This is a genomic window from Microbispora bryophytorum (assembly GCF_043197435.1).
Lineage (GTDB): Bacteria > Actinomycetota > Actinomycetes > Streptosporangiales > Streptosporangiaceae > Microbispora > Microbispora bryophytorum.
Window position 1 is genome coordinate 739505 of record NZ_JBICTF010000002.1, and the last position, 26115, is coordinate 765619.

Consider the following 26115-nt stretch of genomic DNA (forward strand, 5'->3'; position numbering starts at 1 on the left):
GACTGCTGCACGCGCTCTCCTGTGCCCGTTGTTTCGGACGCAGGAAACGCTACGTTGCATTTGCGAACTGCACAACATAATTGTTGCGTATGAACGACGAAATACCAGGTCATTGCCGATAAATCGTTGCGATGGCCGTGAATTCTAATGCAACGTTCTCCGTCTGTCCGTTGCAATAGATTGAAAGTGAACGCTAGGCTGAGGAGGCCACAGACCACGAAGGAGACCACGATGCCGGGAGGCAGGCTCACCCAGCAGGACCGCCAGCAGATCGCGCTGGGACTGGCCGACGGCCTCGCCTACGCGGAGATCGCCAGAGGGCTCGGCCGCCCCACTTCGACGATCACGCGTGAGGTGATGCGCAACGGCGGCCCCACCGCCTACCGCGCCGATCTGGCTCACCGCGCCACTGAGCGCCGCACCCACCGCCGCAGGAAGGCGGCGCCCCGGGATCCCGGCACATCCCCGCAGGCACCCGGACGCGATGCCGAAGCGGTGCGTGAGTACGAGGAGGTGTTCGCCACCGTCTTCATGCAATCGGGCCTGCCCAAGATGACGGCACGGATGCTGGCCGGCCTCTACACCACCGACGCCGGCAGCCTCACCGCCTCCGAACTCGCCGGACGCCTGCAGGTCAGCCCCGCGTCCGTCTCCAAAGCGACCACGTTCCTCGAGAGCCAGGGCCTGATCCGCCGGGAACGCGACGAACGCCGCCGCGAGCGCTACGTCGTCGACGACGACGTCTTGTACCAGTCGATGATGGCCAGCGCCCGTGCCACCGCCCACCTCGGCGAGGTCGCACGACAGGGAGTCGGCGTCCTCGGCCCCGGAACCCCGGCCGCCGCCCGCCTGGAAAACATCGCCCGCTTCGTCGCCTTCGTCTCCGAGAGCATCGCCCGTGCCGCGGACCAGGCCCGCGAGATCCTCCACACGAAGGTCGAGACGACTTCGGACAGCGCTACCTGAGCACGGATCGCGGACAGACGGCCCCGGCGGCCACCGCGGGGACGTCAGCCGGTTTCGGGAGACACCCAACCGCCGGCTCGCCTGTCTTCGGACGTCACGCGCGGCTGGTGGGGGACTCATCGCACGAACCCGAGCGGAGGGCCCACTAGCCTGAGCGGCGATGGACCGTATGACGACGGCGCGCGGTGATCTCGACCTCGCCCGCTTTCCCCAGGATCCCCGCGACCCGCTCCGCGCGTGGGACGCGGCCGACGAATATCTGCTGCGGCACCTCGACGAACGCGAGGGCGGGCCGGTGGACCTGTCGGGCAGCCTGGTCGTGCTGGGCGACCGGTGGGGCGCTCTCGCCACCGCTCTCGCCACCGCTCTCACCACCACGCCGGCCGCGCGCCGCCCCGTCCACGAGTCGATCCACCAGCCGATCCTCCGGCCGGTCCAGATCAGCGACTCCTTCCTCGGGCAGCAGGCCACCCGCGCCAACCTCGAGCGCAACGGCCTCGACGCGGACGCCGTACGGCTGCACACGACCAGGGACGCGCCGCCGGACCGGATCGACGTGCTGCTGGTGCGGGTGCCCAAGAGCCTCGCCCTCCTGGAGGACCAGTTGCACCGCCTCGCCCCTCACGTGCACGAGGGCACGGTGGTCGTCGGCACCGGGATGGTCACCGAGATCCACACCTCGACGCTGACGCTGTTCGAGCGCGTCCTCGGGCCGACCCGGACCTCGCTGGCGGTCAGGAAGGCGCGGCTGATCTTCTGTTCGCCCGGCCCCGAGGTGTCGCGAGGGGCGAATCCGTGGCCGCGGAGCTACGCGTTGCCCGCAGACGTCGGGGTGGTCTCCGGCCTGACCGTCGTCAACCACGCCGGCGTCTTCTCCGCCGAGCGCCTCGACGCCGGCACCCGCCTCCTGCTGCGCAGCCTGCCCGCGCGTACGGGGCCCGAGCACGTGGTCGACCTCGGCTGCGGCAACGGGGTGGTCGGGCTCGCCGCGGCGCTGTCCAACGGTGAGGCCGAGGTGACGTTCATCGACGAGTCCTACCAGGCGCTGGCCTCGGCGGAGGCCACCTTCCGGGCGAACGCCGGGGCGCAGGCCGCCGCCAGGTTCGTGGCGGCCGACGGCCTCGCGGACTTCCCGCCGGGCACGGCCGACCTGGTGCTGAACAACCCGCCGTTCCACACCCATCGGGGCAGGACCGACGCGACCGCCTGGCGCATGTTCAACGGCTCGCGTGCCGCGCTGCGGCGAGGCGGCGAGCTGTGGGTGGTGGGCAACCGCCACCTCGGCTACCACGTGAAGCTGCGCCGGCTCTTCGGCAACTGCGAGGTCGTCGCGAGCGACCCGAAGTTCGTCGTGCTGCGGGCCGTGAAACGCTGACCCTGATCCGCGCCGGCTCAGAACAGGGTCAGCGGCTCGTCCGGCAGCGGCCCGTTCAAAGGCATGGGCTCGGGCAGCGGCTCCAGGCCGGGCACCTCGGCGCGTACGTCGTCGTGGAACCGGCGGGCGAGCGTCAGCGCGTCGGCGTTGTCCGGGGTGTGGACGAACACCGTCGGCGAGCGGCCCTCGCGCAGCCACCCGGCGACCGCGTCCACCCAGTGCCGCCAGCCCTCGGCCGTACGCTCCGGGTCGTCGCGGCCGATGTAGCGGACGATCGGGCGGTCGGTGAGTGCGGCGGTCCGCAGCGGCACGCGTGGCTTCTTCGACCAGGCGTCCCGCTCGCCGTCGCTGGTCGGCGGGCTGCGGAACAGGACCGTCGTGTCGAACGGCACCCACTCGGCGCCGGCCCCCGTCAGCACCCGCTCCAGGAGCCGCACGGCCCGGGGGTCGTCGAAGAACGCGCGGTGCCGGACCTCGACGGCGTAGCGGTGGTCGCGGGGAAGACGGCCGAGGAAGGCCGCGAGCGCACCGACGTCCGCTGGGCCGAACGAGCCGGGAAGCTGGATCCACAGCGCGTGGGCGCGCGGGCCGAGCGGCTCGATCGCGTCGAGGAAGGCCCGCAGCTCATCGTCGGCCCCGGTCAGGCGGCGCTCGTGGGTGATCGGCTTGGGCAGCTTGACCACGAAGCGGAAGCCGGGGTCGGTCTGCCCCGCCCAGGACTCGACCGTGCTCCGCGAGGGCGTCGCGTAGAACGTCGTGTTGCCCTCGACCGCGTTGCACCAGGTCGCGTAGGCCCGCAGCCGCTCCCCCGCAGGAAGCGGGTGCGGCAGGAGACGCCCCCGCCACGGCGCGTGCGTCCACATCGCGCATCCCACATGAAGCCGCATGGCCCCGACGTTATCCGGTTCGGATCACTCCCCTGCGCCGGGCGGCGGCACGTCCGTCACGGACCACGTGACGCGGTGGCGCAGCACCTCGCCGGGCGCGAGCGAGGTCAGGGGCGACATGGTCTCGGCCTCGACCAGCCGGGCGGTGGGGCGCAGGCCCTCCAGGCCCTCCAGCTCCTCCTCCTTGGGATACTGCATCCAGATCGCGATCTCCGAGCCCTCGTCGGGGTAGGGCGCGCCCGGCCGCACGTCGAACCGCTGCGTCAGCGTCGCCCCGCCGGGGGCCACCACCGCCAGCCATCCGGCCGTGCCGCCGACGCCGATCTTCCCGACCACGTCGCGCACCGGCACCCGGCCCGCCGAGGGGGAGACCCGCTCCAGGACCGGCGCGCCGTCGGGGGCGAACAACGTCACCGGCGCCCGGTGCCGCTCGGTCAGCCCGACCCACACCCCGCACCGGGGATCGTCATCGTCGCGGAACGACTCGGTGGCGAACTGGGTCACCGTCCAGGCCGCCCACCGCACCGGGTGGCCGGTGACGTTCTCCAGCTCGCTGTCCACCACGAGGACGGCCTCGCCGGCCGGCACCGTGACCGTGCGGGTGACGGCCAGCCCGGTGCGCGGGTCGTCGCCGCTGCGCATCCGCACGCGAAGGTCGTCGCGCTCCAGCACGGTGTAGGCGCCGGCGTCGAGCACGGGGTCGGGCGGCCCCGCCCACTCCTGCGCCGACGACCATCCCTGCGGGGCGGGCCAGGTCTTGTCTCCGCCCCAGTTCGCCCAGCTCGCGAAGCCGGTGGGGGCGGGCAGCCGCCGCGCGGCGGGGGTGAGCGCGAGCGACGCGTCGAGCAGTTCGGGGTTGCGCCACAGCCACTCCCGGCCCGCGGCGCGCAGCGAGATGATCCGCCCGCCGCGTCCCGGCAGGACGACCGCCTCTCCCCAGGGCGCGGCGAGCCGGACCAGCGGCTCCGAACTCGTCATCGGTCCAGCGAGGGGACCAGGCAGACCTTGCCGGTGCGCCCCGAGTCGGCCAATCGGTATGCCTCGTCGGCCTGCTCCAGCGGCAGCACGTCGGTCACCAGCCGCTGCGGGCTCGCGCCCCACCGCACCAGGCGGAAGGCCAGCTCCTCCATCGCCTGCAGCGAGGTGACCCAGGAGGCGTACAGGGTGAGCTGGCGGTGCAGCAGCAGGTCGGAGACCTCCGTCTCCAGCCGGCCGCCCTCGCCCACCAAGGACATGCGGCCCCACTCGGCCGCGCCCCGGATCGCGACGCTCCGGCCCGCGGCCGAGCCCGAGCAGTCCATCGTCACCGAGCAGCCGCGTCCCCCGGTCGCCTCGTCCAGGGCCTCGGCGACCCCGTCGTCCGCGATCAGGACCTCGTCGAACAGGCCGAGGGACCGGGCGTGCGCGGCGCGCTCGGGCGAGCGCTCCACGCCGAGCACCCGGGTCGCGCCGAGACCGCGTGCGATCATGGCGGCGGCCAGCCCGACCGGCCCGAGGCCGACCACGAGCAGGTCGTCGCGCCCGCCGACCCCGGTGCGCAGCAGGCCCTCGTACGCGGTGCCGAACCCGCACGCGATCAGGGCGCCGTCCACGTAGGACAGCTCGTCCGGCAGCGGCACGGCCGTGCTCTCCTCGACCAGGATGTACTCGGCGTGCCCGCCGTCGCGCTGCCAGCCGTACGCCGACCTGCGCTCGGGGTCGGAACAGCTGATCATGTGGCCACGCCTGCAGTTGGAGCAGCGTCCGCAGCCCGAGATGTGGTAGACGATCACTCGGTCGCCCACCCCGAACCGCCGGCAGCCCGGACCGGTCTCCACGACCTGGCCGCTGGGCTCGTGCCCGGCCACGACCCCCTTGTACGCCGCGCCCTCCTGGCCGGCGTGGGTCTTGTGCCCCCGGTAGATGTAGGACAGGTCGCTGCCGCAGATGCCGGACGCGCCCACCCGTACGAGCAACTGGCCGGGACCGGGGGTGGGCACCTCGACGTCGCGGAGCACGGCGGTGAGGTCGCCGGGCAGGAAGACGCCTTTCATGGTGGTCATGAGCTGCGGGCTCCGTTCCGCTTGGAGAGCAACACGTTGATCAGGACGGCGCCGACGATGATGACGCCGCGGACCACGTCCTGGAAGAAGGCGTTGACCCCGAGCAGCACGAGGCCGTTGCCGATGACGGTGATGAAGACGACGCCCAGCAGGGTGCCGAGCAGGGATCCCTTGCCGCCGGCGAGGGAGGTGCCGCCGATCACGACCGCGGCGATCACGTCGAACTCGAGGCCGACCGACGCGCCGCCGTTGCCGGACCCGAGCCGCGCGGCCAGCAGCAGGCCGCTCACCGCGGCGAGCAGGCCGGTCGTCGCGAACAGGATGACCCGGATCCGGGAGACGTTGATGCCCGCGAGGCGGGCGGCCTCGGCGTTGCCGCCGACGGCGAACACCGAGCGGCCGTACGCCGTGCGGTTGGCCACGAAGAGGAACACGGCGAACAGGACCGCCATGATGATGGCCGGGGTCGGGATGCCGAGGATGCTCCCGGCCAGGACGTCGAGGAACCCGTTGGCCTCCAGCGGGACCGGCAGGCCGTCGGTCATGTACTGCGCCAGCCCGCGCAGGGCGCTCCACAGGCCCAGCGTCGCCACGAACGACGGGATGCCCCAGCGGGCGCGCAGGAAGCCGGCCCCGGCTCCGAGCAGCAGGCCCACCGCGAGACAGACCGGCACGGCGAGGGCGAACGGGATGTGCCACTCCCCGGTGGCCTTGGCCAGCAGCACCGAGGAGAACGCCACGGCCGGGCCGATGCTGATGTCGATCTCACCGGCCACGATGACGAGGGTCATCGCCCACGCCACGACGCCGATCGTCGCCGCGTCGCGCAGGATGGCCAGCTGGTTCGTCACGGACAGGAACCCCGGCGCCGTGGCGGAGAGCACCACGAACAGCACCACGATGGCCCCGACGAGCCCGATCTCGTTCAGCCGTTGCGTGTTGCGTCCCGGCCGGCCGCGCCGGGCGTCCGCCGTGGCCACGGGCGGGCCCGTGGGCGTGGTCGTGCTCATGTTCTCCCTCACTCCTCGGCAATCGCCAGGGCCATGACCCTGTTGAGCTCGATCTCGTCGCCGCTCAGCTCGGCCACGGCACGCCCGCCGCGCAGGACGACGATCCGGTCGCAGACGTCGGCCAGCTCCTCCACCTCGCTGGACACGAAGACCACGGCGCGCCCGTCGTCGGCCAGCAGACGCATCTGGTGGTAGATCTGGCGTTTGGCTTCCACGTCCACGCCGCGGGTGGGCTCGTCGAGCAGCAGCACGTCGCTTCCCGCGTGCAGCCACCGGGCGAGCACGGCCTTCTGCTGGTTGCCGCCGCTGAGCGTGCCGATCGGCGTGCCCGGACGGGCGGTCTTGATCGCCAGGCGGTCGATGAGCGCCCGGGCGGCCTGCCGTATCGCCCGGCGGTCCAGCACGCCCGACCTGCTCACCCCGCGCAGGTCGCTGATGACGATGTTCTCGTCGACGCCCATCAGCGGCACGATCCCCTCGCGCCGCCGGTTCTCCGGCGTCATGCCGAGCCCCCTGCGGAGCATGGCGGCGAACGCGCCGGGCCGTACGGCTTCGCCGCGCACGCGGATCTCGCCGGAGGCCGGGCGGTCGAGCCCCACCAGGGCACGCAGCGTCTCGGTGCGGCCCGAGCCGAGCACCCCGGCGACGCCCAGGATCTCGCCGGGCCGCACGTCGATGTCGAGGCCGTTCAGCCGGTCGCTGACCAGGCCACGCGCCGACAGCACCGGCGGCTCCGCGCTGGGGCGGCGAGCCCGCGACGCCACGGCCTCGGGCGCCGCGCCGAGCATCATCGCGACGATCTCGTGGGTCGAGGCCGTGCGCACCGGCAGCGTCTCCACGATCCTGCCGTCGCGGACGACCGTCGCGGTGTCGGCCACCTGCCGGATCTCGTCCATGCGGTGGCTGACGTAGATGACCGCCACGCCCTGCTCCGCGACGGTCCTCACGACGTCGATCACCTGCCTGACCTCGGCGGCGGCCAGTGAGCTGGTCGGCTCGTCGAGGATGAGCAGGGTGGGCCGCTGGCTGACCGCGCGGGCGATCTCCACGAGCTGCTGCCCGGCGGAGCCCAGCGAGCCGACCGGGCTGTCGACGTCGATGTCCACGCCGATGCGCGCCATCGCATCCTTCGCGTCGGTGCGCATTCTGCGCACGTCGAGCGCGCCGCGGGAGCGCGGCCAGGCGCCCAGGAACAGGTTCTCCGCGACCGTCATCTCCGGCACCAGGCTCAGCTCCTGGTAGACGGTCGCGACGCCCAGGGCGGCGACGTCCCGCGTCCCGAGGCCCGCCAGCGGCTTGCCGCGTACGAGCGCCTCACCGGAGTCGAGATGTTCGGCGCCGGACAGGACCTTGATCAGGGTGGACTTGCCGGCGCCGTTCTTGCCCAGCAGCGCGCGGACCTCGCCGCGCCGCACCGCGAAGTCGACGTCGCTGAGAGCGGTGACGCCGGGGTAGCGCTTGGTGCCCGCACGCACCTCCGCGACGACGTCGGTGTTCGACATGGGAGCCTTCCTGGGAGCCTTCGGTGGGGACGAGTGAACCTGAAGCGGTTTACGGGATCCCGTCGGCGTGCTCGGTCAGCCACTTCTCGTTCGTGGCCTTGTCGTCGGCGGTGTAGAGGATCGGGTCCACCGGGATGACGAACGAGTCGTTCTTTGCGCCGCCGGACGCCTTGCGGGCGGCGTCGTACGCGAGCTTGCCCACGGTCTGCGCGGGGACGTCGATCTCCGCCTTGAGGATGCTGCCGTCGACCAGGGCCTTGGCGATGTCGACGGTCATGTCGCTGCCGAAGACGACGGTCCTGCCGACGCGGGAGCGCGTGGTGACGGCCTTGATGCCGGCCAGGGTGCCGCCGCCCGCCACGGCGTAGAACGCGTCGAGCTCGGGATTGGCGGTGATGATGTTCTCGGCGACCGGCGTGGCCTTGTCGACGACCGCGCCCTCCTGGTCGGCGACGTACTGGGCGCCCGGCACCGACTCGGCCAGGCCGTCCTTGAAGCCGCGCTTTCGCTCCTTGCAGACCTCGACGAAGTCGCAGTTCAGGATCGCGATCTTCGGCTTGTCGACCTTCTGGGAGGTGAAGTACCTCCCGGCCTGCTCACCCAGCTTCTTGCCGAAGACGTACGGGTCCGACAGGACGTAGCCCCAGACGTACTTCTTGGCGTCCGCGTCGTTGATGCAGGTGTTGTAGCAGACGACCGGGATGCCGGCCTTGCTCGCCGCCGCGATCGCGGGGGTGGACGCCGTGGCGGAGACGGCCGAGGTGATGATCGCGTCCACGCCGGAGGCGACCAGGGTGGACATGTACGAGGACTCCTTGGCCGCGTCGCCCTGCGCGTTGTTGCCCAGCAGCTTGAGCTGCGAGTCCTGCGCGGCGGCGGTCTCGATGCCCTTCTTCACGCCGGCGTAGAAGCCCTGCGAGTCCAGGTAGATCACCCCGACGCGCAACTGCTCCTTCGCGCCCGATGCGCCGCCTGACCCGGCGGACTGACCGCAGGCGGCGAGCACGGCGCCGACGGCCAGCAGGGCGATGCACCGCATCACCGTGAGTCGAACTGATGCCACGAATGGCCTCCCATGAGTCTGTCTTCGGTTGGCGACGCCACCGGGTAGGGCGCGCTGCGCCACGTTCCAGATGATGGGGCGGACGTAACGTGCCTGTCAATAAATTGTCATAAAAAAACACTTATCGTAGAGTGGCCGCGTGAACCTCCCCGGACCTTCCACGGAGACCGGATGCTGCGCGGTCGTGACCGGCGCCGCCTCCGGCATCGGCGCGGCCACGGCCAGGCGTCTCGGCGCGACGGGCACGCCCGTCCTGCTGTGCGACATCTCCCCGGCCGGGGAGGACGTCGCCGCGGCTGTCGTCGAGGCGGGCGGCACGGCAAGATTCGTGCGCATGGACGTCAGCGACGAGAGCGCGTGGGGGGAACTCCGCCGCGTCGCCCACCGGGAGTACGGCCCGGTGCGGCACCTCGTCAGCAACGCCTACGTCGTGGACGTGAGACCCGTACACGACCTGGGCGCGACATCGTGGAACCGGCAGCTGGAAGTGAACCTCACCGCCTCCTACCTGGCCTTTCGCACGCTACACGAGGATCTGAAGGCGACGTCGGGGGCGGTCGTCCTCGTCTCGTCGGTGCACGCCCTCGTCGGCCTGCCCGGCCACCCGGCGTACGCGGCGACGAAGGCGGCGCTGGTGGGTCTCGGCCGCCAGCTCGCCGTGGACTACGGCCCCGGGGTGCGCGTCAACACCGTGCTACCAGGGCCGATCATGTCCCCGGCGTGGGACCGTGTGGCGGAGGGGGATCGGCGTCTGAGCGTGGAGGCCACGATCGCCAAGCGATTCGGCGACCCCGCCGAGGTCGCCGCGGCGATCGCCTTCCTGCTGTCGGACGAGGCGTCCTACATCACCGCCACCACCCTCGTCGTCGACGGCGGCTGGAGCGCGACGAAGAACTCCTCCTGAGAGGGATGACCGCAGAGCATGAGCACCTACAAAGGGCGTGGCATCCACGGCCAGGTCGTCGAGACCATCGGCCGCCGCCTCGTCACCGGGCAGTTCGCCGAGAACGGGCGCATCGACCTGGTCGAGCTGGAGGCCGAGCTGCAGGTGTCCCGCACCGTGGTGCGCGAAGCGCTGAAGGTGCTGGCCGGCAAGGGCCTGGTCGACTCGCGGCAGAAGCGGGGCACGGTGGTGCGCCCCCGCGGCGAGTGGAACCTGCTCGATCCCGACGTCATCAGCTGGGAGTTCGAGAGCCGGGGCAGCGAGATGCTCGGGCAGCTCGCCGAGGTGCGGCAGATGTTCGAACCGGCCGCCGCCGCGCTGGCCGCCGACCGGCGCACCGACGCCGACCTCGCCGAACTCGAGGCGGCCCTGGAGGACATGACCGCGGCCACGACCCCGGCCGAGGCGGCCTCCTCCGACCTGCGGTTCCACCGCGCCGTCCTGGCCGCGACGGGTAACGAGCTCCTGGTCCGCATGGAGGTCGTCATCGAGTCCGTGCTCGCGGAACGGGACCGCATCGTCCACGACGTCGTCACCGTGGACGACCCGGTGCCGAGCCACCGGGCCCTGCTCGACGCCATCAGGACCGGAGACCGCGAGGCCGCCAGAACCTGCGCGCTCGCGCTCCTCGACAAGTCCATGGCCGACGTCGACCGCGCGGCCCGCCTCCAGGGAGACCGGTGAAGATCACCCGTATCGAAACGTTCCTGGTCCCGCCCCGGTGGCTGTTCTGCCGGGTGGAGACCGACGAGGGACACGTCGGCTGGGGCGAGCCGGTCGTCGAGGGACGGGCCCACTCGGTCAGGGCGGCGGTCGGCGAGATCGCCGAGCTGCTCGTCGGCGCCGACCCGCTGCGCATCGAGGACCACTGGCAGGTCATGACCAAGGGCGGCTTCTACCGGGGCGGGCCCGTGCTCGCCAGCGCCGTCGCCGGCCTCGACCAGGCCCTGTGGGACATCGCCGGCAAGGCACGCGGCGTCCCCGTCCACGAACTGCTCGGCGGTCCCGTACGCGACCACGTCCGCGCGTACGCCTGGATCGGCGGCGACGAACCCGGCGAGATCGAGGAGGAGGCCCGGCGCCAGGTGGAGGCGGGCTTCACCGCGGTGAAGATGAACGCCAGCGGCCGCATGTCCCCCATCGCGGGGCCGGGTGAGATCGACGAGGTCATCGCCCGCGTCGCGGCGGTCCGCGAGGCGCTCGGCCCGGGCCGGGACGTCGCGGTCGACTTCCACGGCCGGGTGTCCTATCCGAACGCCCGGCGGCTGCTGCCGCTGCTCGAACCGCTCACGCCCCTGTTCGTCGAGGAACCGGTCGTGCCGGAGTCGATGCCGCAGGTGCGCAGCCTCGTGGAGGCGTCCAACATCCCCATCGCCCTGGGCGAGCGGCTCTACTCCCGCTGGGACTTCCTGCCGGCGTTCCAGGCGGGCGTCGCCGTGGCGCAGCCGGACCTGTCCCACGCCGGCGGCATCTCGGAGGTCCGCCGCATCGCCGCCCAGGCCGAGGTGTTCGGCGCCCTGCTCGCCCCGCACTGCCCACTGGGACCGATCTCCCTGGCCTCCAGCCTCCAGGTGGCGTTCGCGACCCCCAACTTCCTGATCCAGGAACAGAGCCTCGGCATCCACTACAACGACGGCAACGAACTGCTGGACTACCTGGTCGACCGGTCCGTCTTCGCCTTCACCGACGGCCGGCTCTCCCGGCCGACCGGGCCGGGGCTGGGCATCATGGTCGACGAGGCCGCGGTGCGTGAGGCCGACAAGCAGGGCCACACCTGGCGCTCTCCGATCTGGCGTTACCCCGACCGCTCCTTCGCAGAATGGTGACCGGCGTGCAACCACACGATCTACTCGACCTCCTCAGAGCCCGGCGGCTCCTGGCCATCGTCCGCGGCGACGACCCGGCGGCGGCGCTGCGCAGCATCGACGTCCTCGCCGAGGAGGGCGTGACCCTGATGGAGGTCTCGCTCAGCGGCGCCGACGCGCTGTCGGTCATCCGGCAGGCGGCCTCCGCCCTGGGTGCGGGCGTGCACCTCGGCGCCGGGACCGTGCTGACCGCGCGGGACGCCGTCGCGGCCCGGGACGCGGGCGCGACGTTCGTCGTCACGCCCGGCCTGGGCGAAGGAGTGGACGAGGCGCTGCGCCTCGGGCTGCCTGTGCTCGCCGGGGCGCTGACCCCCACCGAGGTCGTCGCCGCGACCGCGCGGGGCGCCGCCGCCGTCAAGCTCTTCCCCGCCTTCACCGGAGGGGTCTCCTACCTGCGCGCGCTGCGCGACCCGTTCCCGGCCGTGCCGTTCGTTCCGGTCGGCGGGGTCGGCCTCGACAGCGTGCACGCCTATCTGGAGGCAGGCGCCGTCGCGGTCGGCCTCGGCTCGCCGCTGCTGGGCGACGCCCCACGCGGCGGCTCCCTGGACGACCTGCGCCGCCGGGCCGCCGCGGCGCTCGACCTGGTGGGCGCCGCATGAGGGCCGACGTCCTGACGATCGGCGAGGCGATGGTCACGGTCCGCTGCGCGGGACCGCTGCGGCTCGGCGGCGACTCGCGGGTGTCCACCGCCGGTGCGGAGGCCACCGTCGCGATCGCCCTGTCCCGCCTCGGGCACACCGCCCGCTGGACCGGCGCCCTCGGCAGCGACGAGCCTGGCGAGCTGGTCCTGCGCACGCTGCGGGCCGAGGGCGTCCTGACCGACCACGTCGTCCGGCATACGGACGCCCCGACCGGCCTGCTGCTCCGGGACGTGGCCGCCGGGGCCCGGGCCCGGGTGCACTACTACCGGAGGGACTCGGCCGCCTCGACGCTGTCGTGGGACGAAGTGCGCCCCGCCGTCGAGGCGGGTCAGACGGGCCTGCACCTCACCGGCATCACGCCGGCGCTGGGGCCCGCGCCGCTGGAGGCCGTCTCCGCCGCCGCCCGGCAGGCGCACCGGTCCGGCGCCTGGGTGAGCCTCGACGTCAACCACCGTTCCCTGCTGTGGTCCCGGGAGGAGGCCGCGCGGGCGCTGCGCCCGCTGCTGCCGTACGTCACGGTGCTGATCGCCTCCGACGACGAGCTGGACATCGTGGCGGGCGGCGACGGCGAACACGACCGCGTGGCGGCCCTGCTGGACGCCGGTGTCGAGGAGGTCGTCGTCAAGCGCGGCGCGGCGGGCGCGAGCTACCACGACGCGCGGACCTCGTTCGACGTCTCGGCTCGACGGGTGCCCGTCGTGGACGTCGTCGGCGCGGGCGACGCGTTCACCGCCGGATATCTGTCCGGGCGGCTCGACGGGCTCGACGCGTACGGCCGGCTCGAACGGGCGACCCTGCTCGGCGCCGCCAGCGTGGCCTGCGCCGGTGACTGGGAGGGGCTGCCTACGCGGGCGGAGCTGCCCGCGCTGGCCCTGCCCGAAGGGGAGACGCTGCGTTGACATCGCCGCAGATGCTGGTCGACGCCGGTCTCGAGCTCGGCGAGGGCGCCCGCTGGCTCGGAGACCGGTGGGTCGTCGTGGACATTCTCGACGGCGCGTTGTACGAGGTCTCCCCGGGACCCGGCGCGGCGTTGACGCCGTTGCTGCGCACCGGTGGTGAGCCGCTGGGCGCGGTCGCCCCGCTCCTGGACCGCCCCGGGCACTGGCTCGCGGCCGCCGGCGAGGGCGTCGCGGTCCTCGGCCCGGACGGCACGGCCCGCTGGCTGGCGCGCCCCGAGGCGGGCAGAAGCGTGCGCTGCCGCATGAACGACGGCGCGGTCGATCCCACCGGCCGGTTCTGGGCCGGCAGCATGGCCTACGACGGCACGCCCGGTGCGGGCAGCCTCTACCGAGTCGATCCCGACGGGACCGTGGTCACCGCCCTCACCGGGGTGACCGTCGCCAACGGGCCCGCGTTCTCCCCGGACGGCAGGCGGCTCTACCTGGCCGACAGCGCACGCGGTGTCATCAGCGCCTACCCCCTGGACCCGCGCACCGGAGCGCTCGGCGCCCCGCAGCCGCTCATCCGCCTGGACGGCGGAAGTCCGGACGGCATGACCGTTGACGACGAGGGCTTCGTCTGGACGGCGGTCTGGGGAGAGTCCCGCGTCCTGCGCGTCAGCCCGTACGGCGAGGTCGACCGGGTGGTGCACCTGCCGTGCCGGCAGCCGTCGTCCGTGGCGATCGGCGGCGAGGACGGGACACGGCTGCTGGTGACCTCCGCACGGTACGGCCTCGCCGACCCGACCCCGGCCGACGGGGCGTTGTGGACGTGCGACGCGGGGGTGAGCGCCCCACCGGCCCGCGCCGCCCTCCTCACCCGCTACCCGGCGTAGACCTCCAGCTCGCCGATCCGGGCGGCGGGCCAGCCGGTGTTGCCGGTCACGGTGATCCGCACGTAGCGGGCCGAGGTGGGCGGCACCGTGATCGCCACCGTGTTGCCGGAGGCCGGGTCGAACGTGTAACCGTGATCCCTACCCTCAGCTGACGAGCCGGAACATCGCGGCCAGCTCCACGGCCAGCTCCGCGGCGCTGCGGGAGCCGTCGACGGGCAGGACCGGCAGCCCGAGTTCGCGGGCCTGGCGTCTCACCTCCTCGTCCCAGAGCCCGTCGCGGGCCAGTCGCCTGGCCAAGGCGACGGTGTGGTCACCGTCTCCCCAGTTGGCGCGCGCTCGGGCGGGATCGGCGAACCTGGCACCCAGCGCGCGGGCCCGGAACTCGGGCGCCGGCAGGAGGAAGACGGCCTGCTCCGGCCGCCTGACCAGCGGCGCGACCTCACTCGGCAGCGTACGGAAGTCGTCGACGAGGACGGGACGGTCGGCGGGCAGGGCGAGCAGGTCGTCGAGGACGAAGCCGAAGGTCTCGCCGTGCAGGCTGGGCATGGCGTGGAAGATCTCCTCGGCGGTGCGGCTCGCCCATCTGTCCTCGACGGGCGTTCGCAGCAACGCCCACAGGTAGGGCTGTCGCAGCGGGTCGCACCTGTGGACGTAGCCGAGCTCGGCTCGGTCGCCGTCGTAGACGAGTACGTCGTGCCGTTCGGCCAGGGCCCGGGTGACGGTGCTCTTGCCGGCTCCGGCGCCGCCGGCTATCCAGCGGACGTGCGCGAGCCTGCGGCGGAGATCGGCGGTGGAAGGCCGGCTTGTCATGCCCGGCAGTCTCACAAACGCGAGCGGAGCCGGTCCAGGGCCGCGACGTCCGTCAGCAGGTGGGCCGGTAGTCCACCGTGGGGAAGTGGGCGGCCCACTCCGCGCGGGTGAGGTCGCGGCCGATCTCCTCGCACAACCGTCCCGCGAGAGGGCCGGGCCGCAGCTCCCAACGGATGATCCTGCCGTCCTCCCCGCCCGAGATCAGGTCTGCGCCCGCGGTGAAGGCCAGGCCCCTGATCGGCGCGGTGTGCCCGGTCAGCGTGGCCGAAGGCCGCATCGTCGCGAGGTCCCAGACGACGATCGTGCGGTCGTCCCCCGCGGACGCGAGCGACCGCCCGCCCCGGCTGAAGGCGAGGGCCTGGACCGGGGCGGTGTGGCCGGTCAGCGTGGCGTACGACGCCCAGGTCCGCGTGTCCCAGAGCTTCACGGTGCGGTCGGCGCCCGCCGTGGCGATCGACCTGCCGTCCGGGCTGAAGGCGACGTCGAGCACCGAGCCCTGCCTGGTCCTGAGGGCGCGCACCTCCCTGTCGTGGGCGAGGTCCCAGACGACCAGGTCACCGGCCGGGCCGGTGGTGGCGAGCAGCGGATCGCGGGGACTGAACGCCAGCGCCGAGACGAGATATCCGCCCGCGAACGGCACCTCAACTGGTTTGCCCGGATCGCGGACGTCCCAGCGGAACCGGCCGAGCGCGGTGGCGACGACAAAGCGCCCGCGCGGATCGAAGCCGACGTCGGTGGACGCGCCGAGCCCCCGGTACGCCGCCGTGCCGAGCCTCCGCCCGCTGCCTGCGTCCCAGAGGGTGAGCGTGTGGCTGCGCGTGACGGTCGCGAGCAGGCGGCCGTCCGGGCTGAAGGCGACGGCCCGGACGTGGTCGGGGTGGTCGCCGAACGTCGCGATCGGATTCCCGGCCACGTCCCACAGCCGGGCGGTCCTGTCGCTGCTCGCCGAGGCCACGAGCCGGCCGTCCGGGCTGACCTCGATGTCGTTCACGGCCTGGTTGTGTCCGCTGAACGGAGGAACGGCGCGCTCGCGGACCACGATGGTCCGGCCCAGCCCGGCCGAGGCGAGCATCGAACCGTCGGCGCTCAGGGCCAGGGACAGCGTCTCGGTGCGGCTTCTGTCCTGATAGGTCTCGACGGGCTGCCGTCGCGCCACGTCCCAGATCGTGATCAGGCCGTCCTCGTCGGCGACGGCGATCCGGCCGGCGACCGGGGCCGACATGTCCCAGGTGTACGGCGACCGCTTGGGCAGCCCCGGCAGGCGAGTCACATGGTCATGAGCGATCCGCCAGAACCGCACGCCGTAGTGCGAGGATCCCGTGGCGAGGATGCCTCCGGCGGGATCGAAGCCGAGCCGGTGGACGTTCACGGCGTCGAGCGCCGCGACCTTCGCCCCGGAGGCGGCGTCCCACACGAGGGGCTTTTCGGTTCCGCCCGTGGTCGACACCAGGAACGCCTGGTCGGGGCTGAAGGCGAGGGCCACGACCTCCTCCCGATGCCCCTTGAGGGTGCGCATGCTCCCGTCGCGCAGGTCCCACAGCTCGACCGCGCCGTTGCCCGCCCCGACGGCGATCCTCGTCCCGTCCGGGCTCAGCGCCATCGCGTCGGTGAGCCGCTCCCGCTGCCGCTGGAACACCGGCCGCCGGGAGGCCACGTCCCATACGACGACCACGCCCCTGCTCGACCCGAGCGTCGCGTCCCTGACCACGGAGGCGAGCAGCCTGCCGTCGCGGCCGAACGCCGCCGCCCTGGCGTGGATCTCTCCCGGTCCCGTACGGGGCAGCGGCCCGGGGAAGACGGCGACGCGGGTGCGGGTGCGCAGGTCCCAGAGGCCGACGGCTCCGTCGGTGCCGGCCGCGGCCAGCCGCGACCCGTCCGGGCTGAACGCCAGTCCGAAGACCGCGGGCCCCTCCGCGTTGAGCTCGACGCGGCGGCGCGCCGCGGCCGACACGCTCAGCAGGGCGCCCCGCGTCTCGGGCTCCGGATCGAGCCGGTACGCCGCGATCGCCAGCAGACCGGCGAGATCGGGATCGGTGGCGAGGAGCGATCGGGCCTGCAGGGACTGCTGCCGCGACAGGGCGACAAGCTGCTGACGGCCTGCCTCCCTGCCCTGCCGTACGGCGACGCCGCCGCCGAGCAGCGCGAGCAGGAAGAGCGCGGCCATCCCGGCCAGCAGGCGTTGCAGCAGCCGCGTACGGCGCCGCGCCGCGGTGCGCTCGCCGTCCTCCAGCGCGCGGCTGGCCCGCAGGAAGGCGCTTTCGACGTCGTTGAGCTCCTGCGGATGGTCCTCGGCCCAGGTCCCGGCCACCAGAAGCTGGGCGCCCCGATACAGGGCGCCCGGGTCGCGGCCCAGCTCCCGCCACGTCTGCGCGGCGTCGGTGAGCCGCCGATGGACGAGCAGGTTCTCGCGGTCGTCGGTGAGCCAGCGGTGCAGCCGCGGCCAGGCCCTGATCAGCGCCTCGTGCGCCACGTCGACCGTCTCCTCCGCGAGGACGACGAGCCGCGCGGCGGCGAGCCGGTCGAGCACGCGGGTGGTGACATCGGGGTCGGCCACGCCCACCAGTTCCGTACGGGAGATGGGCCGCCTGGTGTCCTCCGTGCCGTCTCCCAGCGCGGTCAGCCGCAGGAAGATCCTCCGGGCGGCCTGCCGCTCCGCCGGGGCGAACTCGCCGACGACCCGTTCCGCGCTCTGCGCGATGGCTCCGCGTACGCCGCCGGCCGCCTGGTAGGCCGCTAGCGTGAGCCTCGTGCCGGTCGCGTTCCGCCAGGTCTCCAGCAGCGCATGCGAGACCAGCGGCAGGCTGCCCGGCTCCTCGGCGGCGTCGGCCAGCACCGTGGCCAGCAGGTCGGGGTCCACGGTGAGCCCCGCCCGGGCGGCGGGCCGTACGACGATCTCCTGGAGGTCCGGCGACGACACCGGCCCGACGAGCATCTGGGCCTCGCCGCCGAGCGCCGCGACCAGGGCGGGGTGCTGGGTCAGGTGGGCGAGGAAGTCGGCGCGGACGCCGAGCACGAGGACGACGCGGCGGCCGGTGCCGGATGCACTGCCCGGTGTGATGCCCGGTGTGATGCCCGGTGTGATGCCCGGTGTGATGCCCGGTGTGATGCCCGGTGTGATGCCCGGCGTGCTGTCCGGTGCGACGCCCAGTGCGACGCCGAGGAGGGCCTCGACGAACCGGCGGCGCTCCCCGTCGTCGGAGCACAGCGTGAAGATCTCCTCGAACTGGTCCACGACCAGCACCAGGCGGCTCTCCGGCGCGCCGCTCACCCCGCCGCTCACCCCGCCGCTCACCCCGCCGCTCAGCCCGGTGGCCGATGTGGAGGCCGGTTCGGTGGCCAGTGCTGTGGCCAGTGCTGTGGCCAGTGCGGTAGTCAGCGCACCCGGATCGCGGGCCAGGGCGTCGCGCAGCGCCACGGGGTCGCCACCCGACGCCTTCGCCACCACGTCGGCCAGCGCGTCCAACGGGTGTTCCCCCGGCGTCATGAGCAGGCCCCGCCACGGCACCGCCGCACCGTCACCGCCCGGGACCCCGTGCGCACCGGAGACACCGTGGCCACCGGAGACACCGTGCTCACCGGACACGCCCTGCTCATTGGACACGCCCTGCTCACCGGAGACGCCGTCCCCGCCGTAGAGACCGTCCCCGCCGGAGACGGATCCCAGCAGGCCGGCGCGCAGCAGAGACGACTTGCCGCTCCCCGACGCGCCGAACACGCCGACCACGGGAAGCCGGTCGACGAGGGCGCGCAGCCGGTCGACCAGGTGGGCACGGCCGAAGAACCAGGCCGCATCCTCCGGCTGGAACGCCATCAGACCCCGATAGGGGCAGTCGTCCGTCTTCCGCCGCTCCGCCTCCTGAGGCGGGGCCAGGGCAGGGAGGAGGTCCTCGTCGCCCCGGAGCATGGCCTCGTGCAGACGCTGGAGCACGGGGCCCGGCTCGATGCCGAGCTGATCGTTCAGGAGGTCGCGGGTCCCGCGGAAGACCTCCAGCGCCTCGGCCTGCCGCCCGCACCGATACAGCGCGAGCATGAGATGCCCGTGCAGGCTCTCCCGGTACGGATGCTCCCTGATCAGGTCGGCGAGTTCGGCGGCCACCTCGACGTGCCGGCCCAGGGCGAGCTCGGCCTGCGCCAGCCGCTCGTGCACGATGAGCCGCGACTTCTCCAGCCGAAGCGCTTCGTCGGCGACGAGCGCGCAGTCGGCGAACTCCTCGAACGCCGGCCCCCGCCAGAGGTTCAGGGCCGTGCGTAGCCGGTCACGGGCGGATTCGAGGTCTCCCCGGTCCAGTGCCGCGCTTCCCTGGGCGGCGAGGCTGCGGAACCGCGCCGCGTCGAGCGCGTCGGGAATGATCGCGTAGCCGCCCGGCCGTCCGGGCAGGACGTGGGCGCCGTACGCCCGCCGCAACTGGTGGACGTAGAGGTGGATGTTGCGCCGCGCGGACGCGGGCGGCCGGTCGCCCCAGACGGCGGCGATCAGCCAGTCGACGGACACCGGCTGGCCCGCCTTCGACAGCAGCGCGGCCAGGGTGAGCCGGAGTTTCGGCGCTCCGCCGGCAGGCACCAGGTGACCATCGCGGGAAACGCTGAGCGGCCCCAGGACGTGAAATTCCACTCAGATTCCGCCTCTGTCGGGACACCGGAGTGAAGAATCCAGGATCTTCGCCTTGTCTGTCAACGATCCAGTCAGGACGGCGAATCCACGGAGGATCCAGGACGATTCGCGGGCGGCGAATCGTCCTCTATCAGGGCCTATACGCGCTGTATACCGGCCCGTCCGATGCTCGGCTCGATCCCGCCCCCTGGTGTGGGGCGAACTCTCCTGGTTCGTTGTGTGGAGGCACCATGCGCAGATCGAAGATCGCAGCCGTCCTGCTGGCCGGCGTCGCGGCCACGGCGGTCGCCCTGACGGGGACGTCCGTGCACGCGGCGAGCGTGGCGGACGACCCGTCCCTGCTCCACCGGCAGGCCCGCTCGGACGCGGAGCTGCGTCAGCAGGTGGAGCTTCAGTTGAAGGCGGCCCCGGGAGGCGTACAGACGAGTCGCAACGAGATCTCCTACGACAACGGCAGGTTCGTGGTGACCTACGCCCTCCCCGGCCAGGTCGCCGTGGCGGCCGGGACCGCCGACTGCCCGTCCGCCTGGTACTGCTTCTACGACGGGAAGAACTTCGGATACCCCCGGGGAAAGCTCCACGACTGCGGCCGGCAGGACCTCGCCACCTACGGGTGGAGCGACCGCACGACCTCGGTGCACAACAACACCAACTGGCAGGTGGCCTTCATCGAGCACGATGACCTGGGCGACCCGGCGTACGGCCATCAGTTCGACTACTCACTCTGGAGCTCCAGCCCGCATGCCGGCTGGAGCTACGTGGGGGACGTGAACAACAACCGGGCGGACCACGTGGAGCTGTTCTGCTGACGACGCCCCCCACCCGGGCGGGCGCCTTCCGTCCCGCCCGGAGCCGTGTCCTCCAGTCCGGGGCCTGGAGGACACGGTCAGTCCGACAATAAAAACTGTCTTGACAATCTGACTCGTCGGATGCGACTCTGGAGTCACGCAAGCGCGAGACCGAGGAGATCCAGATGCGCAAGATCGTCGCCAGCTTCTTCATGTCGCTCGACGGCGTCGTCGAGGCGCCCGACCAGTGGCACTTCCCCTACTTCAGCGAGGAGATGGGCGCGGCCGTCGGCGCACTGATGTCCGAGTCCGACGCGATGATGATGGGCCGGGTCATGTACGAGAGCTGGGCGGCCTACTGGCCGGACAAGGCCGGCACGGACGACCCCTTCGCCGACTTCATCAACAACGTCCGCAAGTACGTCGTCTCCTCGACCCTCGACACGGTCGAATGGCAGAACTCGACCCTCGTCACCGGTGACTTCGTCAAGGAGATCACCGAGCTCAAGCAGCAGCCGGGCAAGACCATCGGCATCAGCGGCAGCACGAACCTCGTCCGCTCGCTGATGCGGCACAACCTGCTCGACGAGCTTCGGCTGCTGGTCCACCCCATCGTGGTGGGCAAGGGCCAGCGCCTGTTCGAGGAGGGCCTGCGGATCCCGATGACACTCACGTCCTCGGAAACCTTCCCGACCGGCGTGCTGTCCCTCTCCTACCAGCCCGTCGCCGACCAGCCCGTCGCCGGTTAGTCCACAGGGAACCGCCGCCCACCTGCTGCGGCGGCTCCGCCGGACGTTATGGAGGAGCCGTACGGCCGTGTCGTTTCGGTACAAGACCCGCGCGAGCGTTCCCGCCTAGTCTTCCGTTCGCGGCCACCGTCATACGACCAAAGGAGCGCAGCACATGGCCAGGATCGTCGCGAACTTCTTCATCTCCCTGGACGGCGTCGTCGAGTCGCCCGACCAGTGGCACTTCCCGTACTGGAACGACGAGATGGGCGCCGTGGTCCAGGCGGGCATGCAGAACTCGGCCGGGATGCTGATGGGCCGCACGCTGTACGAGGAGTGGTCCGCCTACTGGACGACGACGGACCAGGACCCGGAGATCGCCGAGGCGTTCAACAACGCCCCCAAGTACGTCGTGTCGACGACCCTGGAGAAGGCGGACTGGAACAACACCACCGTCGTCAACGGTGACGTCGCGGCCGGGCTGCGCGCGCTCAAGGAGCGGACCGAGGGCGGCGACCTCCAGATGTCCGGCAGCGCGACGACCGTGCGGTGGCTTCTCGCCAACGGGCTGCTCGACGAGCTGAACCTGCTCGTCCACCCGATCGTCGTCGGCCGGGGGCAGCGGCTGTTCGAGGACACCCCGACGCACAGGCTGACGCTGGTGAAGTCCGAGACGTTCACGACCGGCGTGCTCAACCTGCGCTATGTCCCGGACGCGGGCTGACGGCGCGCGTCAGAGGTAGTAGCCCTCGACGGGCACGCGCGCCTCGTCGAAGAGCGCCGGCCCCTCCTGCCGGAAGGACGACGGAGCGGCCTGCGGCTTGAGCCCGCCGAGCTGGTCGGTGGACAGCGCGAAGACGACGCGGCCGAGCCCGGAGCGCTCGATGGCACCCGCGCACATGCCGCACGGCTGGCAGCTCGTGTACATGGTCGTGCCGGCCGCGGCGGCCGGGTCGAGCTCGCGGGCGGCCCAGCGCGCGAGCTTCAGCTCGGGATGAGCGGTGATGTCCGCCTCCGTGAGCGAGGTGTTGCGCTCCTCGGCGAGTACGTCGCCGCCGGGGCCCACGAGCAGCGAGCCGAACGGCGGGTTGCCGCCCGCCCGTGCCTCGGCGGCCAGCTCGATCGCCCTGCGGAGGAACTTCTCGTCGCCGGGGGTCATGGATGCTCCTTCGCGTACGCGGCGGCCACCGTCTCAAGCATGTACCACGCCGTCTCCGGGTGGTTCGTCTCCTGCGGGTCCCCACAGAAGGGGTCCAGCAGGACGGTCTCGGCGCCCAGGGCGCGCAGCCGTTCCAGGTCGTCCATCACCTGGTCGAGGGTGCCCTCGCCGGCTCGGCGTCCCTCGCCCGTCACCGGGGTGCCGGTGAGCCGGAGCATGATGCGCGGGGCGAGCACGGGTGCGGGACGCCCCAGGCTCTCCGCGACGGCGGCCAGCCGGTCCATCCGCTCGCCCAGCCACGGGAGGGTGAAGCGCAGGGGATGCCATGCGTCGCCGAGGAGCACCGCCCTGCGGAGAGCGGCGTCGCTGCCGCCGCCGACCCAGATCGGAACGTGCCCGGCCCGGTAGTCCTCCTCGTCCTGCCAGGCCAGGCGCATCGCCCGCAGGTGCTCGTCGGTCAGCGCCCCGCGCCGCTCGTACGGCACGCCCAGCGCCTCGAACTCCTGCCGGGCCCAGCCCACGCCCACACCGAGCACCAGCCGTCCCCCGCTCAGGTCCTGGAGGTTGGCCGCCATCCGGGCGGTCAGCAGCGGGTGCCGGTAGGGCATGATCAGCACGGTGGTGCCCAGCCTGACCCTGGTCGTGATCCCGGCGAGCCAGGACAGCGTGGTGAAGGGCTCGTAGAACGGGGCGGGATACTGCTCGGCCACGTCGGGGGTCACCACGACGTGATCGGAGACCATGAGCAGGTCGAACCCGAGCCCCTCCACCGTCTCGGCCCAGCCGCGCAGCACGCCGGGGCGGGTGCCCGGCCCGAAGTTCGGGACGTTGACGCCTAGTTTCACGAAATCAGAGTATTCAGGCGATCAGGCCGTCGTGAAGAAAGAAGTCCCCGCTCATCGGCTGTCCGGCCGTGGATTCGCCGGCATATGCGGCCGATGCGCGCGCGGCACGAGCCCGCTGCACCGGCTGCTCGGCGAGCGTACGGAGATCCTGGGAGTGCCTGCGCACCACCGGCGACGACTGCTGCACGGGTGGCCGGGACGTGCCGGGCCGGGACGTCCCGGGTCACGCCTCCCGCGTCAGTCCGGCCGATCCCGCGGCGGCGGCGCAGCGGTCCACGCCCGGAGCCGCCCCGGCGGCGGCGTGCTCCAGCAGCGCCAGGAGGACACGCCGGTCCCCGGGCGGGAGGGCGGACAACAGCTCGTCCTCGGCCCGCGCGACCCGCGCGTTCACGTCGGCGAGGACCCGCCGGCCGTGGTCGGTCGGCACGATGCGCCGTGCCCGGCGGTCGGCCGGGTCCTGGCGGCGCTCCAGGAGACCACACCCCTCGAACTTGTCGAGCAGATAGGTCATGACCGTGCGATCGATGCCGAGGCGGGCGGCGAGCGCGGCCTGCGTGGGCGGAGCGTCGTGCACGACCGCGGAAAGCACCTGGTAGCCGCGCACGCCGTGCGGCAGGTCGTGTGAAGCGCCCTCGACGCGCGCGTTCCACTCCCGCAGCAGCACGGCGAGGGACCATCCGAGCACGGGACCCTGCGTCGACGGTGGAGGGGTGTCGGTCTGTTCGCGCGCGGTCACACCTCCACCCTAACCCGGAATACGCTGAGCCCTCGATAAGTTGTGTCGCATATAGTCTGTACGACAGATTACTTTCCGAGAGGCCCGGAATGACGGACTACGGCCACGAACTGGCCTTCGGCACGTTCCTCACACCCCAGAACCAGGACCCGCAGACGCCGGTCCGGCTCGCCCAGGTCTCCGAGGCCGCCGGGCTGGATCTCGTGACGTTCCAGGACCACCCCTACCAGCCGGGGTTCCTGGACACCTGGACGTTGCTGTCCTGGGTGGCCGCGCAGACCGAGCGGGTCACCGTCTCCGGCAACGTGCTGAACCTGCCGCTGCGCCCCCCGGCGGTGCTGGCCCGGGCCGCGGCGTCGCTCGACCTGCTGTCCGGCGGCCGGTTCGCGCTCGGCATCGGCGCGGGCGCCTTCTGGGACGCGATCGAGTCGATGGGCGGCACCCGCCTGACGCCGACCGAGTCCGTGACCGCGCTGGAGGAGGCCATCGAGATCATCCGCGGCATCTGGGACGCGCGTGAGCGCCGCATCCTGCGCGTGGACGGCGCGCACCACCGCGTCGCGGGGGCCAAACGCGGCCCGGCCCCCGCGCACGACATCCCCATCTGGCTCGGCGCCTACAAGCCGCGGATGCTGCGCCTGGTGGCGCGTGCGGCCGACGGCTGGCTGCCCTCGCTCGCCTACCTCAAGGACGGCGACCTGCGGCGCGGCAACACGATCATCGACGAGGCCGCCGCGGAGGCCGGCCGCGATCCGGCGCAGGTGCGCCGCCTGCTGAACATCAGCGGCGCGGTCGCCGAGACCCGCCAAGGGTTCCTGCACGGACCGGTCGATCAGTGGGTGGCGGAGCTGACCGCGTTGGCGCTGGAGGACGGCATCGGCACGTTCGTCCTGGGCACCGACGACCCGCGGCTCATCCAGGTGTACGGCGAGGAGATCGCTCCCGCCGTACGGGACGCGGTGGCGCGCGAGCGGGCGACCACCGGGACCGTCCCCGCGGCCGCCCGTCGCGGAGCCGCCGCGATCGCGCTGCGCCGCGACGGCATCGACTACGACGCGGTCCCGGCGAGCCTCGCGGCCGGCGCCGTCGAGCCCGGCGACCGCGCCTACGAGTCCGTGCGGCACAACTACCTGCGCGCCGGGTCCCCCGGCCTGGTGCTGCGCCCCCGGACGGTCGACCAGGTCGTCGAGGGGCTCGCGTACGCCCGGTCCCAGGACGTCCCGCTCGGCGTACGCTCCGGCGGGCACGGGATCAGCGGCCGTTCCACCAACGATGGCGGCATCGTGCTCGACCTCGGCGCGTTCGACACCGTCGAGGTCGTGGATCCGGCCACGCGCAGGGTGCGGCTGGGCGCGGGCGCGACCTGGGGCGCGGTCGCCGAGACGCTGGTGCCGCACGGATGGGCGATCAGCTCCGGCGACTACGGCGGCGTGGGCGTGGGCGGCCTCGCGACGACAGGCGGCGTCGGCCTGCTCGGCCGCACGTTCGGCCTGACGATCGACCACGTCGTCGCCGCGCAGGTCGTGACCGCCGACGGGCGGGTGCTGCACGCCTCGCGGGAGGACAACCCCGACCTGTTCTGGGGCCTGCGCGGCGCCGGGGGCAACCTCGGCGTGGTCACCTGGGTCGAGATCGAGGCGATGGAGCTCGGCGACGTCGTCTTCTCCCAGATGACCCTGGACGCCCGCGACACGGCCGGGCTGCTCGAACGCTGGGGCGCCGCGGTGGAGAAGGCCCCGCGCGAGCTGACGAGCTTCCTGATCCTGTCCCCGCCGCGCCGCGGCCAGGACGCGGTCGCCCAGCTCATGACCGTCTACGCCGGCGCGGACACCGAGGCCGCGGTGCACGAGCTCGAACGGCTCGCCGAGGCGGGCCCGCTGCTGGGGCACCAGGGATACGTGCTGCCCTATTCGGGCGTGGTGCAGCCAGCCGACAGGCACCACACCGGCGGCGGCGACCCCGCCGTACGCTCCGGCCTGGTCACCCACCTCGACGGCGACGTGAGCCGCGCCTTCGAGAGGGTCGCACGCTCTGGGCTGTCCTACTTCCTGCAGATACGCGCCACCGGCGGCGCCGCCCACGACCTGGCTCCCGACGCGACCGCCTATCCGCACCGGCACCAGAACTTCCTGCTCACGGCCATGGGCGCGGCGCAGCCGGCCCTGAACACCGCCTGGGACGCCGAGGTCGCGCCGTACACTGACGGCCTCTACCTGTCCTTCGACACCGACACCCGGCCGGAGCGGCTGGCCGACGCGTTCGGTCCGAACCTCGACCGGCTGCGGCAGGTCAAACGCGCCTACGACCCCGACAACGTGTTCCGCGCCAACTTCCCCATCCAGCCGGCCGACGGCTGAGCGTCATCCGGG

General features: G+C 72.6%; 23 protein-coding genes. 12 read left to right on the forward strand and 11 right to left on the reverse strand.

Translation table 11 applies throughout. The features are described 5' to 3' along the window. Nucleotides 1–231 precede the first annotated feature (231 nt). The gene (locus ACGFIB_RS08400) at nt 232–966 is read left to right on the forward strand and encodes a GbsR/MarR family transcriptional regulator (protein ID WP_142567971.1); all 735 of its coding nucleotides are present in this window, start codon (nt 232–234) and stop codon (nt 964–966) included. Between the two features lie 160 nt (nt 967–1126). After that, nucleotides 1127–2341 carry a methyltransferase gene (locus ACGFIB_RS08405; RefSeq protein WP_393369606.1) on the forward strand — a complete coding sequence of 405 codons (1215 nt, stop codon included), beginning with the start codon at nt 1127–1129 and terminating at the stop codon, nt 2339–2341. 17 nt (nt 2342–2358) lie between these two features. Here ACGFIB_RS08405 and ACGFIB_RS08410 read toward each other — a convergent pair whose 3' ends face one another. From ACGFIB_RS08410 to ACGFIB_RS08435, 6 genes are read right to left on the reverse strand one after another with little or no spacing between them, the layout of a single operon-like run. Further along, nucleotides 2359–3228 (reverse strand): DUF72 domain-containing protein, encoded by an 870-nt coding sequence (locus tag ACGFIB_RS08410; RefSeq protein ID WP_393369609.1) that lies wholly within the window; start codon nt 3226–3228, stop codon nt 2359–2361. Between the two features lie 24 nt (nt 3229–3252). Next, the gene (locus tag ACGFIB_RS08415; protein WP_357258252.1) at nt 3253–4206 is read right to left on the reverse strand and encodes a DUF4380 domain-containing protein; all 954 of its coding nucleotides are present in this window, start codon (nt 4204–4206) and stop codon (nt 3253–3255) included. Beyond that, a complete protein-coding gene (locus tag ACGFIB_RS08420; protein ID WP_357238190.1) occupies nt 4203–5270 on the reverse strand; it encodes a zinc-dependent alcohol dehydrogenase family protein in 1068 nt (355 codons plus the stop codon). Before ACGFIB_RS08420 ends, ACGFIB_RS08415 begins: the two co-directional genes overlap by 4 nt. Continuing rightward, the gene (locus ACGFIB_RS08425) at nt 5267–6280 is read right to left on the reverse strand and encodes an ABC transporter permease (protein ID WP_357238192.1); all 1014 of its coding nucleotides are present in this window, start codon (nt 6278–6280) and stop codon (nt 5267–5269) included. The genes ACGFIB_RS08420 and ACGFIB_RS08425 overlap by 4 nt, the downstream gene beginning before the upstream one ends. 8 nt (nt 6281–6288) lie before the next feature. Continuing rightward, nucleotides 6289–7782, reverse strand: a complete 1494-nt coding sequence (locus ACGFIB_RS08430; RefSeq protein ID WP_357238194.1) for a sugar ABC transporter ATP-binding protein — start codon at nt 7780–7782, stop codon at nt 6289–6291. Between the two features lie 49 nt (nt 7783–7831). Next, on the reverse strand, nt 7832–8845 hold the full coding sequence (locus ACGFIB_RS08435; RefSeq protein WP_357238196.1) for a substrate-binding domain-containing protein: 1014 nt from the start codon (nt 8843–8845) through the stop codon (nt 7832–7834). Nucleotides 8846–8984: 139 nt separating this feature from the next. Here ACGFIB_RS08435 and ACGFIB_RS08440 point away from each other — a divergent pair, with 139 nt between their 5' ends. Genes ACGFIB_RS08440 through ACGFIB_RS08465 form a run of 6 tightly spaced genes read left to right on the forward strand, consistent with a single transcriptional unit; the run spans nt 8985 to nt 14068 of the window. Further along, nucleotides 8985–9749, forward strand: coding sequence for an SDR family NAD(P)-dependent oxidoreductase (locus ACGFIB_RS08440; RefSeq protein WP_393369614.1), 765 nt, complete (start codon nt 8985–8987; stop codon nt 9747–9749). An 18-nt stretch (nt 9750–9767) separates the two neighbouring features. Continuing rightward, a complete protein-coding gene (locus ACGFIB_RS08445; RefSeq protein WP_357238200.1) occupies nt 9768–10472 on the forward strand; it encodes a FadR/GntR family transcriptional regulator in 705 nt (234 codons plus the stop codon). Beyond that, nucleotides 10469–11614, forward strand: a complete 1146-nt coding sequence (gene dgoD / locus ACGFIB_RS08450; RefSeq protein ID WP_357238202.1) for a galactonate dehydratase — start codon at nt 10469–10471, stop codon at nt 11612–11614. The genes ACGFIB_RS08445 and dgoD overlap by 4 nt, the downstream gene beginning before the upstream one ends. 5 nt (nt 11615–11619) lie before the next feature. Next, nucleotides 11620–12252 carry a bifunctional 4-hydroxy-2-oxoglutarate aldolase/2-dehydro-3-deoxy-phosphogluconate aldolase gene (locus ACGFIB_RS08455; RefSeq protein ID WP_357238204.1) on the forward strand — a complete coding sequence of 211 codons (633 nt, stop codon included), beginning with the start codon at nt 11620–11622 and terminating at the stop codon, nt 12250–12252. Next, nucleotides 12249–13193: a sugar kinase gene (locus ACGFIB_RS08460; RefSeq protein WP_393369619.1), complete on the forward strand. Its 945-nt coding sequence runs from the start codon at nt 12249–12251 to the stop codon at nt 13191–13193. The genes ACGFIB_RS08455 and ACGFIB_RS08460 overlap by 4 nt, the downstream gene beginning before the upstream one ends. After that, nucleotides 13190–14068 (forward strand): SMP-30/gluconolactonase/LRE family protein, encoded by an 879-nt coding sequence (locus ACGFIB_RS08465; RefSeq protein ID WP_357238208.1) that lies wholly within the window; start codon nt 13190–13192, stop codon nt 14066–14068. Before ACGFIB_RS08460 ends, ACGFIB_RS08465 begins: the two co-directional genes overlap by 4 nt. Nucleotides 14069–14212: 144 nt before the next feature. Here ACGFIB_RS08465 and ACGFIB_RS08470 read toward each other — a convergent pair whose 3' ends face one another. Together ACGFIB_RS08470 and ACGFIB_RS08475 are read right to left on the reverse strand one after the other, a co-directional pair. Further along, the gene (locus ACGFIB_RS08470) at nt 14213–14878 is read right to left on the reverse strand and encodes a hypothetical protein (RefSeq protein ID WP_393369623.1); all 666 of its coding nucleotides are present in this window, start codon (nt 14876–14878) and stop codon (nt 14213–14215) included. A 52-nt stretch (nt 14879–14930) separates the two neighbouring features. After that, nucleotides 14931–19439: an nSTAND1 domain-containing NTPase gene (locus ACGFIB_RS08475; RefSeq protein WP_393369625.1), complete on the reverse strand. Its 4509-nt coding sequence runs from the start codon at nt 19437–19439 to the stop codon at nt 14931–14933. A 281-nt stretch (nt 19440–19720) separates the two neighbouring features. Between ACGFIB_RS08475 and ACGFIB_RS08480 the strand changes: the two genes are divergently transcribed. The 3 genes from ACGFIB_RS08480 (at nt 19721) to ACGFIB_RS08490 (ending at nt 21730) form a co-directional block, all read left to right on the forward strand. Continuing rightward, nucleotides 19721–20299 carry a peptidase inhibitor family I36 protein gene (locus ACGFIB_RS08480; protein WP_142567980.1) on the forward strand — a complete coding sequence of 193 codons (579 nt, stop codon included), beginning with the start codon at nt 19721–19723 and terminating at the stop codon, nt 20297–20299. Between the two features lie 164 nt (nt 20300–20463). Then, a complete protein-coding gene (locus tag ACGFIB_RS08485) occupies nt 20464–21027 on the forward strand; it encodes a dihydrofolate reductase family protein (protein ID WP_357238216.1) in 564 nt (187 codons plus the stop codon). Nucleotides 21028–21181: 154 nt separating this feature from the next. After that, complete coding sequence (locus tag ACGFIB_RS08490) at nt 21182–21730, forward strand: dihydrofolate reductase family protein (RefSeq protein WP_393369629.1); 549 nt, start codon at nt 21182–21184, stop codon at nt 21728–21730. A gap of 9 nt (nt 21731–21739) precedes the next feature. Here ACGFIB_RS08490 and ACGFIB_RS08495 read toward each other — a convergent pair whose 3' ends face one another. The 3 genes from ACGFIB_RS08495 to ACGFIB_RS08505 all read right to left on the reverse strand — a co-directional run bounded on the left by ACGFIB_RS08495 (nt 21740) and on the right by ACGFIB_RS08505 (nt 23746). Next, entirely contained in the window at nt 21740–22165 is a 426-nt protein-coding gene (locus tag ACGFIB_RS08495) for a nucleoside deaminase (RefSeq protein WP_142567983.1), read from the reverse strand. Then, nucleotides 22162–23010 carry a TIGR03619 family F420-dependent LLM class oxidoreductase gene (locus ACGFIB_RS08500; RefSeq protein WP_393369633.1) on the reverse strand — a complete coding sequence of 283 codons (849 nt, stop codon included), beginning with the start codon at nt 23008–23010 and terminating at the stop codon, nt 22162–22164. The genes ACGFIB_RS08495 and ACGFIB_RS08500 overlap by 4 nt, the downstream gene beginning before the upstream one ends. Nucleotides 23011–23233: 223 nt before the next feature. Continuing rightward, entirely contained in the window at nt 23234–23746 is a 513-nt protein-coding gene (locus tag ACGFIB_RS08505; protein ID WP_393369636.1) for a MarR family winged helix-turn-helix transcriptional regulator, read from the reverse strand. A gap of 89 nt (nt 23747–23835) precedes the next feature. Between ACGFIB_RS08505 and ACGFIB_RS08510 the strand changes: the two genes are divergently transcribed. Further along, nucleotides 23836–26103, forward strand: coding sequence for an LLM class flavin-dependent oxidoreductase (locus ACGFIB_RS08510; protein WP_393369638.1), 2268 nt, complete (start codon nt 23836–23838; stop codon nt 26101–26103). Nucleotides 26104–26115: the final 12 nt, after the last annotated feature.